The 17987-nt window shown below is 52.2% G+C and carries 16 protein-coding genes, 1 tRNA gene and 1 pseudogene; 14 read left to right on the top strand and 4 right to left on the bottom strand.

Features of this window, described 5'->3' with window-relative positions; translation table 11 throughout:
* Positions 1–9: 9 nt before the first annotated feature.
* Positions 10–86 (top strand) — tRNA-Arg (locus tag ACZM8Y_RS06520).
* 328 nt (positions 87–414) lie between these two features.
* Here the strand turns inward: ACZM8Y_RS06520 and ACZM8Y_RS06515 are convergent.
* A complete protein-coding gene (locus ACZM8Y_RS06515; RefSeq protein WP_482330294.1) occupies positions 415–543 on the bottom strand; it encodes a hypothetical protein in 129 nt (42 codons plus the stop codon).
* 120 nt (positions 544–663) lie between these two features.
* Between ACZM8Y_RS06515 and ACZM8Y_RS06510 the strand changes: the two genes are divergently transcribed.
* The 10 genes from ACZM8Y_RS06510 (at position 664) to ACZM8Y_RS06465 (ending at position 10808) form a co-directional block, all read left to right on the top strand.
* Positions 664–1203 carry an ABC transporter ATP-binding protein gene (locus ACZM8Y_RS06510; RefSeq protein ID WP_482330312.1) on the top strand — a complete coding sequence of 180 codons (540 nt, stop codon included), beginning with the start codon at positions 664–666 and terminating at the stop codon, positions 1201–1203.
* Positions 1200–1610 carry a class I SAM-dependent methyltransferase gene (locus ACZM8Y_RS06505; protein ID WP_482330295.1) on the top strand — a complete coding sequence of 137 codons (411 nt, stop codon included), beginning with the start codon at positions 1200–1202 and terminating at the stop codon, positions 1608–1610. Before ACZM8Y_RS06510 ends, ACZM8Y_RS06505 begins: the two co-directional genes overlap by 4 nt.
* A gap of 354 nt (positions 1611–1964) precedes the next feature.
* Positions 1965–2705, top strand: a complete 741-nt coding sequence (locus tag ACZM8Y_RS06500; protein ID WP_482330296.1) for a class I SAM-dependent methyltransferase — start codon at positions 1965–1967, stop codon at positions 2703–2705.
* 725 nt (positions 2706–3430) lie between these two features.
* The gene (gene nikA / locus ACZM8Y_RS06495) at positions 3431–5011 is read left to right on the top strand and encodes a nickel ABC transporter substrate-binding protein (protein ID WP_482330297.1); all 1581 of its coding nucleotides are present in this window, start codon (positions 3431–3433) and stop codon (positions 5009–5011) included.
* Positions 5012–5182: 171 nt separating this feature from the next.
* On the top strand, positions 5183–6112 hold the full coding sequence (opp1B, locus tag ACZM8Y_RS06490; RefSeq protein WP_308770473.1) for a nickel/cobalt ABC transporter permease: 930 nt from the start codon (positions 5183–5185) through the stop codon (positions 6110–6112).
* Position 6113: 1 nt separating this feature from the next.
* Positions 6114–6953, top strand: coding sequence for a nickel/cobalt ABC transporter permease (opp1C, locus tag ACZM8Y_RS06485; RefSeq protein ID WP_482330298.1), 840 nt, complete (start codon positions 6114–6116; stop codon positions 6951–6953).
* On the top strand, positions 6950–7756 hold the full coding sequence (locus tag ACZM8Y_RS06480) for an ABC transporter ATP-binding protein (protein ID WP_482330299.1): 807 nt from the start codon (positions 6950–6952) through the stop codon (positions 7754–7756). The genes opp1C and ACZM8Y_RS06480 overlap by 4 nt, the downstream gene beginning before the upstream one ends.
* Positions 7747–8538, top strand: a complete 792-nt coding sequence (locus tag ACZM8Y_RS06475) for an ABC transporter ATP-binding protein (RefSeq protein WP_482330300.1) — start codon at positions 7747–7749, stop codon at positions 8536–8538. Before ACZM8Y_RS06480 ends, ACZM8Y_RS06475 begins: the two co-directional genes overlap by 10 nt.
* Positions 8539–8547: 9 nt before the next feature.
* The gene (locus ACZM8Y_RS06470) at positions 8548–9288 is read left to right on the top strand and encodes a class I SAM-dependent methyltransferase (protein WP_482330301.1); all 741 of its coding nucleotides are present in this window, start codon (positions 8548–8550) and stop codon (positions 9286–9288) included.
* Positions 9289–9425: 137 nt separating this feature from the next.
* Positions 9426–10808 carry an outer membrane homotrimeric porin gene (locus tag ACZM8Y_RS06465; protein ID WP_482330313.1) on the top strand — a complete coding sequence of 461 codons (1383 nt, stop codon included), beginning with the start codon at positions 9426–9428 and terminating at the stop codon, positions 10806–10808.
* A gap of 402 nt (positions 10809–11210) precedes the next feature.
* Here the strand turns inward: ACZM8Y_RS06465 and ACZM8Y_RS06460 are convergent.
* The 3 genes and pseudogenes from ACZM8Y_RS06460 to ACZM8Y_RS06450 all read right to left on the bottom strand — a co-directional run.
* A pseudogene (locus tag ACZM8Y_RS06460) lies at positions 11211–11476 on the bottom strand (P-loop NTPase family protein); the annotation flags it as partial.
* Between the two features lie 698 nt (positions 11477–12174).
* On the bottom strand, positions 12175–12324 hold the full coding sequence (locus tag ACZM8Y_RS06455; RefSeq protein WP_479858983.1) for a transposase: 150 nt from the start codon (positions 12322–12324) through the stop codon (positions 12175–12177).
* Between the two features lie 437 nt (positions 12325–12761).
* A complete protein-coding gene (locus tag ACZM8Y_RS06450) occupies positions 12762–13040 on the bottom strand; it encodes a hypothetical protein (protein WP_489501676.1) in 279 nt (92 codons plus the stop codon).
* A gap of 45 nt (positions 13041–13085) precedes the next feature.
* Here ACZM8Y_RS06450 and ACZM8Y_RS06445 point away from each other — a divergent pair, with 45 nt between their 5' ends.
* The 3 genes from ACZM8Y_RS06445 (at position 13086) to ACZM8Y_RS06435 (ending at position 17342) form a co-directional block, all read left to right on the top strand.
* Positions 13086–14582, top strand: a complete 1497-nt coding sequence (locus tag ACZM8Y_RS06445) for a sodium:solute symporter family transporter (protein WP_482330302.1) — start codon at positions 13086–13088, stop codon at positions 14580–14582.
* A 305-nt stretch (positions 14583–14887) separates the two neighbouring features.
* Positions 14888–15667, top strand: a complete 780-nt coding sequence (locus ACZM8Y_RS06440) for a creatininase family protein (protein WP_308770480.1) — start codon at positions 14888–14890, stop codon at positions 15665–15667.
* Positions 15660–17342 carry a M28 family metallopeptidase gene (locus ACZM8Y_RS06435; protein ID WP_482330303.1) on the top strand — a complete coding sequence of 561 codons (1683 nt, stop codon included), beginning with the start codon at positions 15660–15662 and terminating at the stop codon, positions 17340–17342. Before ACZM8Y_RS06440 ends, ACZM8Y_RS06435 begins: the two co-directional genes overlap by 8 nt.
* The last annotated feature ends 645 nt before the right edge of the window (positions 17343–17987 follow it).

Here is a 17987-nt window from a genome sequence, read left to right as displayed (position 1 = left end):
GTCCACAACGCGCTCGTAGCTCAGTTGGATAGAGCGACAGCCTCCTAAGCTGTAGGCCACAAGTTCGATTCTTGTCGGGCGCACCAGAATGAAATTAAGGACTTGGATGTAAAAATCCAAGTCCTTTTTTCATACCTCAAAAAGCATTTTCAACCCTGTTTCCAACCTTCCCGCTACAAAGAGCTATCGCTTGATAGCGCTCCTGATAAATCCTTCGACGTTTTTGCTCTGTCAAAACCTGTTTACTGCTTTTTGGAAAAATGAACCTGAAAAAATTTTCTTTAGCAGAGGCAAGGGGATCCGGGAAAACCGGATACCCTTCAGCCAATTCTATTCGTCCATCTCATCCGCTATGGCGGTCAGAATGGCAATCACCACGGGTATCCATTTTCCGAGATTCATATCTTTTCCTTTCTATCTGGTTATGAAGCGGGACAAACGGCACTGGCGGGCAGTTCCGTAGTCCCACTCGATATGTTTTCCAAGGTACAGCGGCATCCTCGTCAAAAGCCCAAGGCGGCACAGCCGGCAGGTATCCGTCATGCGTTCCTCCTTAAAGCATCTTCGAGCAGTCCGAACAGTGCCGGGGCAAGCTATGGAAACGTTTCAATGACGCGGCTGGCATGAGACGGCGACGAGGGGAATCTCTTTTCTGATCGGAATATCGCCTATGTTCCGCAACTTGAATCCGTCATCAGCCGTTTGACGGCCTTTGAGATGGTTCTCCTCGGCTTGGTCAAAGGCCTCAGGTGGAAAGTGACCGATGAACAGATCGAAAAGGTGATGAACACACTGGTTGAGCTTGGGCTTGATAGCCTGAGTCGAAAACCGGTATGCAGCTTGAGCGGCGGTCAGAAACAGCTTGTGTTCATGGCGCAGGCGTTTGTATCGCGTCCCAAGGTCTTGCTGCTGGACGAACCTACAAGTGCGCTTGATCTACGCCATCAGCTTGTCGTTATGGATTTGGCCCGGAAGTATACGCAGGAAAATGGAGCGATTACACTTTTTGTTGTACATGACCTCATGTTGGCGTCGCGATGCAGCAGTCGCTTGCTGATGCTTCATGAAGGGCGGATTAAGGCGTTCGATACGGCGGAACGCGTGCTGCTTTCATACTTGCTCGGCGACGTCTACGACGTGGAAGCGAGCGTCGAACGGACGCTCCCCGGCTTTTTGAATGTTATCCCCGTGAGGCCGTTGTGAGCAGGAGCCATCTGGAAGCGATTCGGATCTATTGGTCGGGAAGAGTTGCTGCCTATGCTGCCGTCAACGCCGATGAACTTGAGAATATTCAGGCCAAGGTATGGGATGAGCTGGTTGCAGAACAGCTTCCGTGGAGCCATCCTCTCCGCATCCTCGACATAGGATGTGGTCCCGGCTTTTTTTCCATACTCATGGCGCGCCGTGGGCATGAGACGGGGGTGGACTACAGCGGGGCTATGATGGAATGTGCCCGGCAAAATTTCAAAAAATATTCCGTGGAGGCAAGGGCGCGTTTTCTCAAAATGGATGCTCAGCATTTGACATTCGGGGATAATGCCTTCGATGTCGTTTTGAGTTGCAACCTCACGTGGAATCTGGAGCATCTGGGCAGGGCGTACGCGGAATGACTGCGTGTCCTTAAGACCGGCGGCGTCCTGCTCAATTTCGACGCCAATCGGCATGTACATCTATTCGATATGGAGCTTGCCCGGCTGTACGCGGAAGACGCTCAAAAGCTGCGTGACATGGGGTATGCCGTCGAAGATGAACATGGGGATCCGGCTTGGACGAGCTGATCCCGCAGCTCCCCCTCAGCCGTGAACAACGTCCGGCATGGGACAAGACGTGTCTCGAACGGCTGGGCTGTCGGGATGTGTTCGTCAGGACGGCGTTGCCTCCGGATATCATGAACATCTATTACCGGATTCGGTATACCCATACTCCAATGTTCCTCGTGAGGGGAATCAAACAGGGAGAATTATATGACGGAATTGGAAGCGATACGGCGTTACTGGAATACGCGGGCGGAAGGGTATTCCCTGAAGACCGCATACGATCTGCAACATGCGGAAACGGTTTGGCTGGAAAGCCTGCGCCCGTTTCTCCCCGAGTCCGGTAGGCTGGAGGTTTTGGATATAGGATGCGGGCCGGGGTTCTTTTCCATTCTGCTGGCTCGGCTGGGACATTCCGTAGTCGCCTTCGACTACACGGAGGGGATGCTGGAACGTGCTTCCCAAAACGCAGCCGAAGCCTGCGTATCTCTTACGGTGCGGCAGGGTGATGCTCAGGCCCTTCCGTTCCCGAATGCCGCATTCGATCTGATCGTGTCCCGCAATCTGACGTGGAACCTTGAAGCTCCGGAAACGGCCTACGCCGAGTGGCTGCGCGTCCTCAGGCCGGGAGGACGCCTCGTCAATTTTGATGGCAACCATTACCGCTACCTTTACAGCTCCCCCTATGCGGAGGAGCTGAAACAGCCTGATTATACGGACGGACACAATCCTGATTTCATGCTCGGCGTCGATCCAGCGCCGATCAACGCCATTGCCGCAAACCTGCCTTTGAGCAGGGTCGATCGTCCGCAGTGGGATGTGGAAACGCTCCTCAGGCTGGGAGCGGGCAATGTGACGGTTGATGTGGAACGAAAACATTTCATGGGCGGCACGGGACACCCCATATCCATCATTAAGAGCTTCATGGTTTCAGCCCAAAAAGAAGGGTAATCCTAAAGGCTGTGTCATAGAAAATGGTTGATGCCTTTTTCCTTGAAGTTCCAAAGGGATAACCGAAAAAATGTCTTAGCTCTGTATTCCGCCAAGAGAAAAACCGAAGAGAAAAGGCTGTATTTTCACCGCACTATTGAGATGAAGCAACCACATGCTATGACAGAGCCACCCTAAACAACAAGCCGTTCCCTCTTCCGGATAGATTGGAAAGGCTCTGTCATAGCATCTGGTTGTTTTATTTTTTTACAATATACTGAAAATATAGATTTTTTAGATCTTCTCGCTGATGGGCTCCGTGATTGGGGCCTTTTATGAGTTATTCCTTTGGAATTTCAAGAAAACATCAACCGCTTCCTATGGCACAGCCATTGGAAATCTTTGTCCTCGCGCCGAGCTTTCTTTTGGAGTGGGAGCGCAGTTCACAACTGCAACTGGCCTTACTGGTACAGAAAAAAGCAGAATAGCCTGTTCCCAGAGCAGGGGATATTACCCTGTAGAGGCTGACTTTATTCGGTAGGGGCAGGGACTCTGGTTAAAAACGCAGCTCGCTATCCTGCCTTCTTCGGTAATCATTGCCTATATTCCCTTTTGGTGTTACGAAATAAAAAAAAATATTACCTTGATGTACATCGTCAGATGGGATTGACGTCCTCAAGGGTGCTATCCAGTGTGGAAGCGGTACAAAAAAGATTTATAGTTCAAATTGTTAACGGAGAGAAGTCATGGCTGTGAAAAAGCTGTTCGTCGTTATCATCGCACTCTTGGGGCTTGCGGGGTGCTCGCAGGAGGAACCCGCCTCCAAAGCCGAAGCGCCTCGTACGGAACTGGCGTATGCAAGTACGAAGGATATTCGAAATATCAATCCTCATTTGTATTCCGGGGAGATGGCGGCGCAAAACATGGTGTTTGAACCATTGGTCGTGAATACGACGGAAGGCGTCAAGCCTTGGCTCGCGGAAAGCTGGGAAATATCTCCCGATGGGAAGGAATACACCTTCCATCTTCGGAAAGACGTCACCTTTACGGATGGAACGCCTTTCAACGCCGAGGCCGTTAAAGCGAATATGGACGCTATCGTGAGCAACCTTCCCCGGCACGCGTGGTTGGATATGGTCAACGAAATCGACCGCAATGAGGTCGTTGACGAATATACCTACAAGCTGGTGCTCAAGCATCCCTACTACCCCACGCTGGTAGAGCTGGGGCTGACCCGGCCTTTCCGTTTCATTTCTCCAAAGTGTTTCATTGATGGTGAAACCAAGAACGGCGTGTCCGGCTATGTCGGCACAGGGCCGTGGGTTCTGACCGAACACAAGGACAAGCAGTATGCCGTGTTCACGCGAAATGAACGCTATTGGGGACCTAAGCCGGCTCTGGAGCGCGTACGCTGGAAGGTTATGCCGGATCATCAGACTATTCTGCTTGCACTCCAAAAGGGGGAAATCGATCTGATCTTCGGCTCTGACGGTGACATGCTGAACCTCGATACGTTTGCTGCATTGCAAAAGGAAGGCAAGTACAAGACGGAGATCAGCGCCCCCATCGCCTCACGGGCCATCCTTCTAAACGCACACCAGCCGATTACCAAAGATATCAATGTACGCGAAGCATTCCAGTACGCCATCGATAAGAAGGCCATCGTCGACGGCATACTCAACGGTTCGGAAACGATAGCCGACACGTTGATGGCCAAGACCGTTCCCTATTGCGACGTTGCTCTCCCGGTACGCTCCCATGATGTCGTGAAAGCCAATGAACTGATGGAAAAGGCTGGCTGGAGCATGGGCAAGGACGGATACCGTTACAAGGACGGCAAAAAGTGCGTCGTCACCATCTACTATAATTCCAACAACGCACAGGAACGGACCATCAGCGAATACATGCAGAACGATCTTAAGAAGATCGGCGTGGAACTCAAGATTGTGGGCGAGGAAAAGCAGGCGTTTCTGGATCGGCAGCGTACTGGCGAATTCGACCTGCAATACTCCCTGTCGTGGGGGACGCCGTATGATCCGCAGTCCTATCTGTCTTCTTGGCGCATTCCCGCTCACGGGGATTATCAAGCGCAGGTCGGCTTGGAACGCAAGGAGTGGCTGGATAAGACGATCACCGCGCTTATGATCGAGTCGAATGAGGATATCCGTAAGAATACCTACAAGGAATTGCTGACATATATCCATGAGCAAAGCGTGTATGTGCCTCTGAGCTATTCGCGTACCAAGGCCGTACATGTCCCGGCTCTCAAGGGGGTTACGTTCAGCACCTCCCAATATGAAATTCCCTTTGAAAGGATGTCGTTCTAGGCCGTGTCGTCATTCCATCTATAACTATTTGAAATTATTGAAAGCAATAACTTTTGCGATTTAAAAACAGTTAAATGATTTCAATAGATTATATCTAATCGACGACACGGTCTAGCGGACTGGTTCGGGAGGCGCATCTCCCGAACCGCTGCAATGCCTAAGGAGCTTCGCATGGGGAGTTATCTTTTTCGCCGCCTGCTCAACCTCATCCCTATCCTTATTGGGATTTCGTTTCTGTCTTTCGTGCTGATCACTCTGAGCCCCAGCGACCCGGCGGAAGTGGCCGTGCGTGTCAATGAAGTCACTCCCACTGAAGAGGTGCTTGCCGAAACCCGTGCGAAGCTCGGTTTGGATAAACCCTTTTTGACGCGTTATGTGACTTGGCTGAACAATTCCTTACATGGGGATTTCGGCAACCGTTATGTAGACGACAAACCCGTGCTTGGCGAAATCCAAAAGGCGCTGCCCGCGACCCTCGTCCTTGCCGGGGCAGCTCTGTGCCTGACGCTTGTGTGCAGCCTCTCCGCCGGGATCGTCTGTGCGTTGTATGAAGGAACCTTTCTCGACCGGCTCATCCGGGGCTGTGTCTTTCTTGGCACGGCCATGCCCAGTTTCTGGGCCGGGCTTCTCCTCATGTGGCTGTTTGCCGTCAAACTTGATCTCGTTCCGACGAGCGGGATGGACGGCCCCAGCTCCGTCCTTTTGCCTGCGGCCACGTTGTCTCTTGCATATATCGCCACCTATACGCGGCTCATCCGTGCCAACATGATTCAGAATAAGCAGGAAAACTATATTCTCTACGCACGGATGCGCGGTTTGTCCGAGCGCGCGATCACCCGCCATATGCTCAAGAATTCACTTCAGGCTTCGCTGACGGCATTGGGGATGTCGCTGCCGAAGCTTATAGCCGGAACTTTTGTCGTGGAAAGCATCTTCGCGTGGCCCGGTATCGGAAGGCTTTGCGTGACCGCGATCTTCAACCGTGATTTGCCCGTCATCCAAGCCTATGTACTCATTATGGCCGTTCTTTTTGTAGTCAGCAACTTATTGGTGGACATCTTGAGCGCTGCTGTCGATCCCCGGCTGAGAAAGGAATTCTAGCATGCCCCTGTGGATTCGTCTGAAAAGAGACAGAGTAGCGCTGCTTTGCATGGGGTTCTTGAGTGTTGTCCTTGTATTGGGCCTCCTCGCCCCCATGCTTCCCTTGCCCGATCCCACGCTTATCGACATCAGGGACAAATTCGCGCCGTGGAGCTGGCACCACCCCTTTGGAACGGATCAGCTTGGGCGTGACGTGCTTTCGCGCCTTATTTACGGCATCCGCGCCACGGTGTTTCTGTCCCTGCTTACTATGGCCATAACCGCCGGGCTGGGGGCGAGCATCGGCCTTGCCGCCGGATTCTTCCGCAACCGTATCGACGATGTGCTTATGCGCATATGCGACGTAATGATGTCTTTTCCCAGCGAGGTCATGATTCTTGCCATTGTGGGCATGATGGGGCCGGGGCTGGAAAACGTGGTCATCGCCAATGTGGCGGCGAAATGGCCATGGTACGCACGGATGATCCGGTCCATCGTCCGGCAGCATTCCGATAAGGACTACATCCGGTTTGCCAAGGTCGCCGGCGGATCATCCATCAGGATCATGATGCGGCACCTGTTGCCCGGCACGGCCGGCGAACTCTTTGTCCTGACAACATTGGATACGGGGAGCGTGATTCTGATGATTTCAGCGTTGTCTTTCCTCGGTCTGGGCGTGCAGCCCCCCACTCCGGAGTGGGGCATGATGCTCAATGAGGCGAAGGAGGTCATGACCATGTATCCGTTGCAAATGATCCCGGCGGGCATGGCTATTCTGTTGGTTGTGGCGGCATTCAATTTTTTAGGCGACAGCCTGCGTGACGCTTTAGATCCCAAATACGTGGGCAGGGAACGTTCATGAGCTTGCTTGAAGTGCAGAGTTTGGCCGTCCGAGATGCCCTTACCGGGGCGCTGCTCGTACGGGATGTGCATTTTCGTCTTGAACCGGGAACCTGCCTTGGCGTTGTTGGGGAAAGCGGCAGCGGCAAGTCGCTGACGTGCCTGGCCCTGTTGGGGCTGACGCCTCCTTCTTTGCGGGTTTCCGGCAGTGTACGTTTCGATGGCATCGACCTTTTGCGGGCAGGCCGGGAAACCGTGCGCGGCATCCGCGGCAAGCGAATTGCCATGATAGTCCAGCAACCGATGACGGCGTTCGATCCTCTTTACTCCATGGGGGCACAGTTTCTTGAAACACTCCGAGCGACGACACCGTTTTTTTCGGAAAAAGAGAGCATGGGGCGCATCGTTGCGGCTCTGGAAATGATGCACATCCACAACCCGCTGGATGTACTCAAAAAATATCCGTATCAGCTTTCCGGTGGCATGTTGCAGCGGTGCATGATCGCGGTGGCGCTGCTTCAGCGGCCCGATATCATTATTGCCGATGAGCCAACAACAGCGCTGGACTCCATGAACCAACAGGAGGTTGTGGCACAATTCCGCTGGATACGGGAGGAATTCGGCACCAGCCTGATTTTTGTTTCCCATGATCTTGGCGTCGTCCATCAGCTTGCGCAGGAAGTCTTGGTCATGAAGGACGGTGTAGGCGTCGAATACGGCGGATCGGAGCTGTTCTCCGCTCCACGGCATCCCTATACCCGTTATCTCGTGGACACGAGATCCACATTGTCCAAAGCCTTCGAGAGGGTGATGCAGTGTCGGTAGCATATCGGGAAACGCCGTTGCTTGAAGTCCGCAATGTCTTCAAAAGTTACCCGGTACCAGGAGGCTTTTGGAAGAAAAAACGGCAGCCGATCCTCAGGGGCGTGAACCTCACACTGTCCGAAGGCTCTTCCGTAGGGCTTATCGGCGAAAGCGGCGAGGGGAAAAGCACGCTCGGAAGATTGATCCTTGGCTTGGAACAGCCGGACAGCGGACAGATAATCTTGGAAGGCCTCCCTGTTAAGGTCTGGAGCAAGGAACATCCTGGGCAAATGAGCGTTGTGTTCCAAGATTATACGTCCTCCGCCAATCCGAGATTCACGGTGGAGGAACTTATCAGGGAACCGTTGGATATCCTGCGGCTGGACACATCATGTGCAATCCCGGAACTGCTTGAGCGGGTTGGGCTCCCGAAGACGCTGAGGAGCCGCTACCCCCATGAGTTGAGCGGGGGGCAGCTCCAGCGGGTGTGCATCGCACGGGCCATAGCGACCAAGCCCCGTTTCATCGTATTCGATGAGGCCATCAGTTCGCTTGACGTGTCCGTGCAGGCGCAGGTGCTGGAACTGCTGTTGGAGCTGAAAGGGGACATGACCTACCTGTTCATCGCGCATGATGTTCAGGCGGTTACCTACTTATGCGATCGCATTCTGTTCCTTCATGAAGGAGCCATCGTGGAATCCTTGGAGAAGAAACATTTAGCAAGGGCATCCAGCGTATATGCACAACGGCTCCTTCAATCGGTCATCCCCTTTGCCCCTGACGCCAACGTCACAACAATATGAGGCTCTATCATGAAATTTTCCTCCCAATCGCTTGACGAACGCATCGAGCGTTATTGGTCGCGGAGAGCGCAAGGTTTCGGTGCTATACGGCGATATGAACTTTCCAGCGAAAAATCCCGTCTCTGGCTATGTGAAATCGAGCCGTTTCTCCCTTCGGGCCCCCTGCAAATTCTTGATGCAGGTACGGGTACGGGTTTTTTTGCCATCCTGATGACGGAGCTGGGGCACGCTGTGACGGGCGTTGACTTGAGCCCTGCGATGATCGACTCCGCGCGCGAGACGGCTCAAAAGAAAAGCATGCCCATTGATTTCCACGTGATGAACGCGGCGCAGTTGGCTTTCCCCTCCGCCCGGTTTGACGTCGTCCTATCCAGAAATCTGACATGGACGCTTCCTGACGTACGGGCCGCGTATACCGAATGGTACCGGGTTCTGCGTCGCGGCGGCGTCCTGATCAATTTTGATGCGGATTACGGTAACGTCTCCTTTGCACAGCAGACCGAAAAACTGAGCCAGCCGAACGCACACGCCGCGATCGAGTCCGCATTGCTCAAAGAATGCGATGCGATCAAGGCCCAGCTGGATATCAGCGGCGTTCCCCGTCCTGAATGGGACATGAGGACACTGGGGGAAATAGGATTCACCGATATCCGTTGCGATACCCAGATAAGCGACAGGATTTACGCGGAAGTCGACGAGACATTCAATCCTGTCCCCATGTTCCGGCTGACGGCGGGCAAGCCCGGCTAGAGCCTTATTATGCATTCCCTCTGATATTTGCCTGATAGGGCCGTTTCCCTTCCGGGTCGTTTATTCCGGGCTCTCGCCTTGCGCCCTGTGCTTGGGGGAGAGCCCACCATATAACCTTTAACGCTGGAGAGGTGATGATGAAACGTGCAGTGATGCTGTTCCTTGCGGCAGGCATTCTTTTAAGTATGGCGAGCGGGGCATGGGCCGCTGACGTAAGCATTAAGGGGCAATGGCAAAACGGTTTTTCCTGGGCTGATCGTAATCCTCTCAAATCAGCGAATGCTTCTGTTGACAGATTCAAGGCTTCCACGCGGTTACGCACGCAGATCGATATCGTGGCTTCCGATTCGCTCAAGGGCGTCGCCTTTTTTGAAGTGGGACATCAAAACTGGGGAACAAATGATGCCGCACTCGGAACGGATGGCAAGGTCGTCAAAGTGCGTTATAGTTATGTCGACTGGGTTATTCCGAAGACGGACGCAAAAGTCCGTATGGGCCTTCAGCCCTTCGACATCGCGACATTTGCTGTGCCGTACGCGGCGTTCATGACCGATGGTGCCGGACTTTCACTTTCTGGAAATTTCACTGAAAACGTGGGGGCCACGCTTTTTTGGGTTCGTGCGTACGACAACGATGAACGTACTGTTTCCCACGATGCGATGGATGTCATCGGGCTAGCGGTTCCGGTACAGTTTGATGGCATCAGGATGAACCCCTTCGGAATGTACAGCGCGATCGGCAAGGACACTCATTTCGGTGCCGGTGCCAATAACAAGACCGGAGTCGCCAGCGGATTGCTTCCTGTTGGTACGGAGAAGATTGTCGCTGACTCTCACGACAATCATGGCAATGCATGGTGGGGTGGCCTTTCCGCTGAAATGACGCTGTTCAGCCCGCTCAGGGTCGCCGTAGATGGTATTTACGGAAAGGTGGACATGGGGAAAATGGGCAATCAAGATCTGAAACGTGCGGGGTGGTATGCCGCACTGGCCGCTGAATATAAAACTGATTTTGCCACACCCGGGCTTACGTTCTGGTACGCTTCCGGTGATGATGCGAATGCACTTGACGGTTCCGAACGCATGCCCGTCATTGATAGCGACGTGGCATTAACCTCTTTTGGATATGATGGCGGGATGTATAACCGCTCAAACACGTTTAACGGTACGGACATCAGCGGTAGTTGGGGTATCATGGCTGAGTTGAAGGATATTTCCTTCATTGAAGCCTTAAGCCACGAATTCCGCGCAGCGATGATTAAAGGCACGAATAATACAGAAATGGTACGCAGTGGGGTGGTAGCCCGTGACGCAATGGCCACTGTCGGCAATAATATGTACCTCACCACCAAAGACAAGCTGTGGGAAGTCAATTTTGATTCCCAATACAAGCTGTATGAGGGGCTTACTCTCGCCTTTGAGCTTGGATATATCTATCTCGAAGCCGACAAAGAACTCTGGAATGACTTGTATAAGGAAAACAACTTCCAGGCAGCTTTTAGCGTAACCTACAAATTCTAGCTCCAACCTTCCTAAAATGAAAAGGTATGCATGCGTATTGAGTGCCGTGCATACCTTTTCAGACAAAAAGATGTTCAATGTTCAGATAAAGAATATCCTTTTATTTGGCTGATGCGCTGCGTTTGGCACGGACAGCCTGACGGATCCAATCATACCATTCATTGAATCCTTCTCCCGTACGACAGGACAGTTTAAAAAGGCTCTGTCATAGTATGTGGTTGTTTTATGTCTATAGTACGGTGAAAATACGGCTTTTGTATCTAATTTTTCCGTTGGCGGAATCTATAGCTAAGGCATTTTGTTGGCTATTCCTTTGGAACTTTAAAGAAAAAGCATCAACCAGTTTCTATGACACAGCCTTTAAAAATAGGCAAATCGGTGTTGAGGCATGAACATACCGTATGCCGCCTCTGCATCGAAGTCCAGATAGGAAAGCAGATCGATCTTGCTCAAAATCATAACACTGGCACTGTTGAAGAAATATGGATATTTTTCAGGCTCATCATCTCCTTCAGGCACACCCAAAAGGGCGATTTTGGCATCCTCGCCGCAGTCGAATTCCACGAGGCAGATGAGATTTTCAATATTTTCGGTGAACAGGATGCCGATTTCATTTAGGTCGAAAGCCCCTAGTGCTTCCATATAAGGTTGCTGTCGAAGCAGCATCCTCTTCGCAATCCTAGTAGCCCGGTTACCGGCGCAACACCATTCCGCAATTTTGAGAATCCACAACTTCGTCTCCCGATCCGCGTCGAAAAGCACACTCGCTTTCACATGCTCATACGCAACCAGTGTGAAGCGAACACCATGTCCATTTCGCGTTCGGAGATCAAATCTTCTGAAGGACCATCATTTTCGCATAGATGGAAAATTCCTGCGAACCTGAGAGCCTGCGGGGACGCTCGAACGCACCAGTCCCTGATCCGAATCCCCGCCTCACTACAGCTGTTTCCCTATCTATGTAATCGTAAAAACTCCGAAGATGCTCCACTGCGCGATCAAGCCGCAGGGACTTCGTACGTTTACCATACTCATTATATAAGAAAAAGTACTCTTGTAGTTGCTTTGGCAATTGAATGTTTTCAGGATAATCAGTTACCATCCCTAGAGGAGGTGATATGGCTATAGCCCCCTCTGAGGGGGGACTCACCGAACAGTTAAAAGGTTATTCCCTAGCTAATAGATATTGATCCTCATATTTTCGTACTCTTCTTGGTTACGTATGTATGCTCGCACTGTCGCTTCGTCAAAGCCTACCGTGCCCACACAGAGACCTCGCGCCCTAAAGTAATACCCGGCAAGATTTTCTCTCGTCCAAGGCAGCGTTTATGGATCAAAATAGCAGATTTTCCTTTTAGACATCCTATCACCTGTGCCACTCCATATCTTGGGAGGTACTCAAGCTCATATGGATATAATCGGACATCACATGCCCTTCCACCAACTTTATGCCAAACTGATTGCACAATTCTCGAAACAGACTTCCTCTTTCTGCTCGAATTCTTCCAAATAGCACTTTTTACAATATGTTGGAATGAAGACGACGTGATACAGGCAGTACCACGTCACATGGAACCGTTTGTTCCATTCATGCATAGGCTCATTCCTTGGTATCCACTCGGTGGGAATGCTGTGGTTTAAGCCTTTTTATTTACAGCCTTATCTCAACCCCGATACGGTTGAACCTTGTCGAGCTACACCGCAGGAAGCAGTGGTTTAACCGATCTGAAATTATTTTTGGTATTCTTGAAATATATAAACAAGCTCTAATAAAATATTATTTTTCTATTTAATAAACAGATATAGGTTAATTATCAATTTATTCTTTGAATTTAAAATATATTGATGCTTTTTGTCTCAGGATATAACAATTTATGGCTTCTGCCTGAATCTAAGGAAAGCATTCTGGTCGGAAACACTAAAATGTGAAAAGAATATCTTGGCAAAGAGTCATTATAATTTTATTGATATGTTACATAAAATGAGGTATTTTAATTGTGATAAGCGTCTGATACGCTCTCTAACGAGGAGGTATGCATGAGTCCGTTCAGTAATGCTTTTGAGAAGAAGTGGTTTTACATCTTTATGTTCTTTTATGTTTTTATCATGCTCCCTTTTCCCTTTTTCTACAACACCGAGTATGAGCCTTCCTGGTATGGGATTCCTAACTTTGTTTTCGGATGGATCTTCAACTCCGTAGTTGTTGTGGCTCTGATATTCCTGTGGCGTCATCAGTGCCTGTCCCGTCCCGAATATCAGGAAGAGGAGTAAGTGAGCATGCAAGAAGAACTGTTGACGCAAACAATACCATTTCTAGTGGTCATGATCTCCTATATTGGACTTATGGCCTACATCGGCTACTACGCCACTCAAAAGACCAGAACCTTCAGCGACTATCTGACCATGAGCGGCAAGGCTGGAGCTATTTTGAGCGGACTTGCCTATTTTGCGACTCAATACAGCATGAGCACGTTCATGGGCGTACCGGGCACCATCTACCATGTCGGCTACGCCGGGATGTCAGTGTCCGTTCCCGGCATCGTGTTCAGTATGCTCATTCCCGCACTGCTGGTTGGCAGGCGTCTCATTCGGCTTGGCCACAAATATGGGATGCTTACCATGGCGGACTATCTTTCCGACCGTTATGAATCCATGGGAATGCGTGGTTTTCTGGCCGTCATCATGATTATTTTCCTTGTCCCAATGATGGGTGCGCAGACCATCGGCGGCGGGATCATCTTCTCCACCTATACGGGAGCTCCCGAGTGGCTGGGTATCGTGATCATGGGGATCACGGTAATCGCCTACTGCATTACTGGCGGCATTAGAAGTATCATGATTACGGACGTCATTCAGGGATGCCTTATGGTCGCGACGGCCGTGGTGACCTTCTTTGCCGCGCTTAAGCTCGGCGGCGGCATGGAACTCATCAACCAGGAGCTCTCTTCCACCAATGTGGGGCTGATGACGCACCCCGGCGTTAATGGCGGCATGCCGTGGGCAAACTACGCTTCCATGATCGTGATGTGGAGCTTCTTCACCATCGGTCAGCCCCATTTGTTCACCAAGTTCTTCACCATGAAGAACTACAACGTCATGTTCAAGGCCGTCATTCTGGGCACGCTGGGCATGCTTTTCTCAGCGACGCTTATTGAATGGTGCGGCGTGCTCGGGCGCGTGTCCTTCCCCGATCTGGTTGGGAAGGGGTCCGACTACGTCGTACCATACATCCTGCATGCGGGCGTGCCCAAGGTGGTTTCGGCGCTTATGGTTGCAGGCATTTTCTCGGCGGGTATGTCCACTATATCCGGTATTCTGCTAACCACCACCAGTGCCATCACCCGCGACCTGTATCAGAAGATTTTTAGACGCGGCGCCTCAGATGAGGATGCGCTCAGGCTGTCGCGCTATGTGACCGCCGGACTCGGCGTCCTGGCTATTCTTATCGGTATTTCCAAGCCTGCGAGCATCTTCCAGTTGGTTCTGTTCGCGTTCGGCGGCCTCGGCATCTGGGCTGCGCCCGTTCTCGTCGGGATGTACTGGAAGCGCGCTACCAAGATGGGAGCCGTCGTTTCTGTCGTTTGCGGCGAAATCATTTACGTATTGCTGGTCCTTAAGTTCCAGAGCCTTACATTTGGCTTTAACCCTCTGATCATTGCGTGGCTCATTACTGTTCTGATCCTTATCGGCGTCAGCCTGTATACGAAGCCCGTGAGCGCAGAGACCATCAGACGGCACTTTGAAGAACTGGACGGCCAGAAGAAGTCAGATTAATCTACTATCTAACTCTGTTGAATTTCGGGTAAGTTCCCGAATCTCACCGGGAGTCTTAGGATTCCCGGTGAGAACAAATTTTTCTGTGTAGCTTCCGCGGGGAAAAAGCCCCGACAAGCGGCGAGTCCGTATCGCCGCAGGCGCAATCCTTGGGAGGCGTTTCGGGCTCGAAACGCCTTTCTGCCATTCATAGAGGCACCGATAACGGGACCTTCTGAAGTTGAAATCGGCAAACCGAGTTCTTCCCGAAAAGGAACTCGGCCAACGAGCGGAAGGCGGCATTCACCAAAACACATGGAGGCACGATGTTTCTGGCTCATCTCAACTGGCAAGAGGCGGAATCCGTCCTGAAGGCGAAAGACCTCGTCGTCATCATCCCATTGGGCAGTACCGAGCAGCATGGCCCGCTGGGGCCGTTAGGCACGGATTTCATCATTCCTCAACATCTGGCCGAGCAAATCGAGGCGAAAACCAAGGCGCTGGTCGTTCCCACCATGCCTTTCGGCGTTGCCGCCCATCATACTGATTTTCCGGGAACCATCGACATTGGGCTTGAGGGGCTTACCTGCGTCATGCGGGGCGTGGTTGAAAACCTCATGAAGCACGGAGCCCGCAGATTTCTATTTCTCAACGGGCACGGCGGTAATGACCCGGCTCTGGATAAGGTTGGGCTGGAAACATTTCGGGCTGGAGGACTCTGCGCCCAGATCAACTGGTGGAGTTTGGCTCCGGCTCTCAATTCCCAATGGATCACGGGGCATGGAGATGCGCAGGAAGTCGCCATGATCCGTGCCATCGACAACAGTCTGATTCGGGATGATTCACTGATTCCTACCACGGTCAATCATTTGTCCGCTGAACTCCGCAATACTCATCTGAATCAGGTCCGGTTTGGCAATGCCGCGGTGAAGGTCATCCGGGATGTCCGATCCACGGTCAATTCTGGGGGATTCGGCGGACTGGAATCTGGACTGGGCACGCAGGAATGGGGCAAGGAAATGCTGGAAGCTGTGGTGGACTACTGTGTCGGGTTCGTCGAGGCGTTCCGTCAGGTAGACATCGAGGGAGCGCATCGGCATGTCTGAGCTTGAAGCCCTGCTAGCGCAGGTGGATGCGGATAGGCTGATGGCACATGTCCGCAACATCACACAATTCGAGCGAATTCCGGGCAGCGACGAGGAACGGGCCGCGTTCGACTGCATTGAGAAAGCCCTTGTAGCCTGCGGTCTTTCCCCCCAGCGGCAAATGTTGCCCGCATACGTCAGCATTCCCGTGTGCGCGAAGTTGACGGTCGCTGGAGAAGACATCCCATGCACTACTCATTCCATGCTGCCGAGCGCAGAGCTGAATGCTGAACTCGTGGAAGTGCCTGATGCTGCCTCCATCCTTCGTTGCAATGTGGTAGGAAAGATTCTTCTGATCGATGGTCTGGCCATGGCTCCCGTCGTGCGTGCAGCTCAAGAGGCTGGTGCTTTGGGCGTCGTGTTCGTTGCCGGTTCCCGGCATTATCACAAAATGATCGTTTCCACGGTATGGGGAAGCCCGGAGCCAGACGACTGCACCGCTTTTCTGGGCATCCCTGCCGTGACCGTGAGTTACAGGGACGGCGAACGCATAAGAAGTCTGCTACGGCGATCCGTTGAGGTTCACATGGCTACGGCGGTCGAGAATAAGTGGATGGAACTTCCTGTGATCACTGCGGATATCGGTAGAACGGACAAAGGCTATCTTATGCTTACCGGGCATGTGGACAGCTGGTACAAAGGAGCCATGGACAATGCCTCTGGAAATGCCGCGGCCCTTGAGATAGCTCGCATTCTGGCTGCCGAGCAGTCTTTTTTGCGGCGCGGCGTGCGTGTGGTGTTCTGGTCTGGGCATTCTCATGGGAGGTATGCCGGTTCTACCGCATTCTGCGATGCATTTTTTCAGGATATTCACGACAATGCATTCCTGCATGTGAATGCAGACTGTCTGGGCGGCTGCGGCGCAACCCTGTTGAGTCAAGGTGGCTGTATGGCTGAATCATGGGCACTTGGCGACTTCGCCATCCGCACGGTCACGGGAGAGGGTTTTGAAGGTACCCGTTTCAGCCGTTCCTGCGATCAGTCGTTTTGGGGAACGGGGACTCCTTCTTTATTTTCCAGCGTTTCTGAGCAACCCAAACCGGAAACCGAAGATGCGGCCTCAAAGGCATTCGGCCTCATGTTCGGAGGCAGCAAGAGCGGTGGCTATGGATGGTGGTGGCATACTGAGGCGGATACGGTGGACAAGATTGATCCCGAATTGTTGCGGCGGGATACACGGATCTTTCTTGCGGCTGTGTACAAGGCCTGCGCCGACCCTGTCATTCCTCTGGATATCCGGGCTGGATTCGCCGAGTTTGCGGAGCAGGTTCGCGACTATGCGGCGACGGGGAACGGTTTAGATTTCAGACCGTTGCTATCTCGCATTCAGTGGGTGGAGAACCTGCTGGCTTCTCTGGATTTGTCCGGCGATACGGAGAAAGCGAACAGGTTGATTCTGAAATTTGAGCAGAAACTGGTCCCTCTGCTGTACGTCAAGAAGTCCAGGTTCGGACATGATGCCGCATCCCGGCAGGCTCCTTTGCCCTTGCTGGAGGAAGTGCCTGCCTGGGCTGCGGAGACGAATGCGCATCGGCGCCATTGTCTTGAGGTGCTGCTGAAAAGACGCCTGAACGAATTGACCTTTCGGGTAGGCGAATTAGTCGAGCTTCTGGAAGAGCTCCATGAAAGGACATGATTCTTTCTTTGATGGTGGAAAAGCTACCCTGCGCGGACTGAATGATTGCGGTCCGCGCTATACCGTTTTATGCGATAGTCCGTCGGCCAACCCAGATCTGGAAAGGACCTGATTTATCGGGCTGGAAGTTTTGCGCGCGGGAGAAGGTAATGTTACCGGTGCGTGTGCGAACAACGCTGCGGGAACGAGATGCCATAGTGGACAATGGCAGAAACGCCCTTCGGAAAAAATGAGCTATGCATGATCGATGCAAAGTTCTTGTGGCGCTTGATGCCTCCGCTCATGTGACCGCCCAACGTACGGCGTCGGTTGCGGGAGGATGGTACAGCATTTTTTCAATACCACGGCGGGCAACGGGCATGATACGATTTTTCTGGCTGAACTGACCTGAAGAATGAGACACGGTTACGCCTTTGACGTCCAGACTGCGGCTTGAAAGCTATCAGGAACAGACTTGAGGCGACCCGGTTGTCTATGGACGGTTGGCTTTAAACCCGAAGCCTATACCTTTCATGTTGAAAAGACATTACACGCATGCAGTGCGGCAAGATCCGAAAGGGGACGGGGAATACGAACATTCATACCAGCACCGTCTTGAGCTTGTGGCCTTTAGATGTTCATAGATGGTACTGTGCTCAACCTCTC

The sequence above is a fragment of the Bilophila sp. genome, from assembly GCF_057864385.1.
Note: the sequence above shows the minus strand (reverse complement) of the source record. Positions and strands in the feature narration are given on the sequence as shown.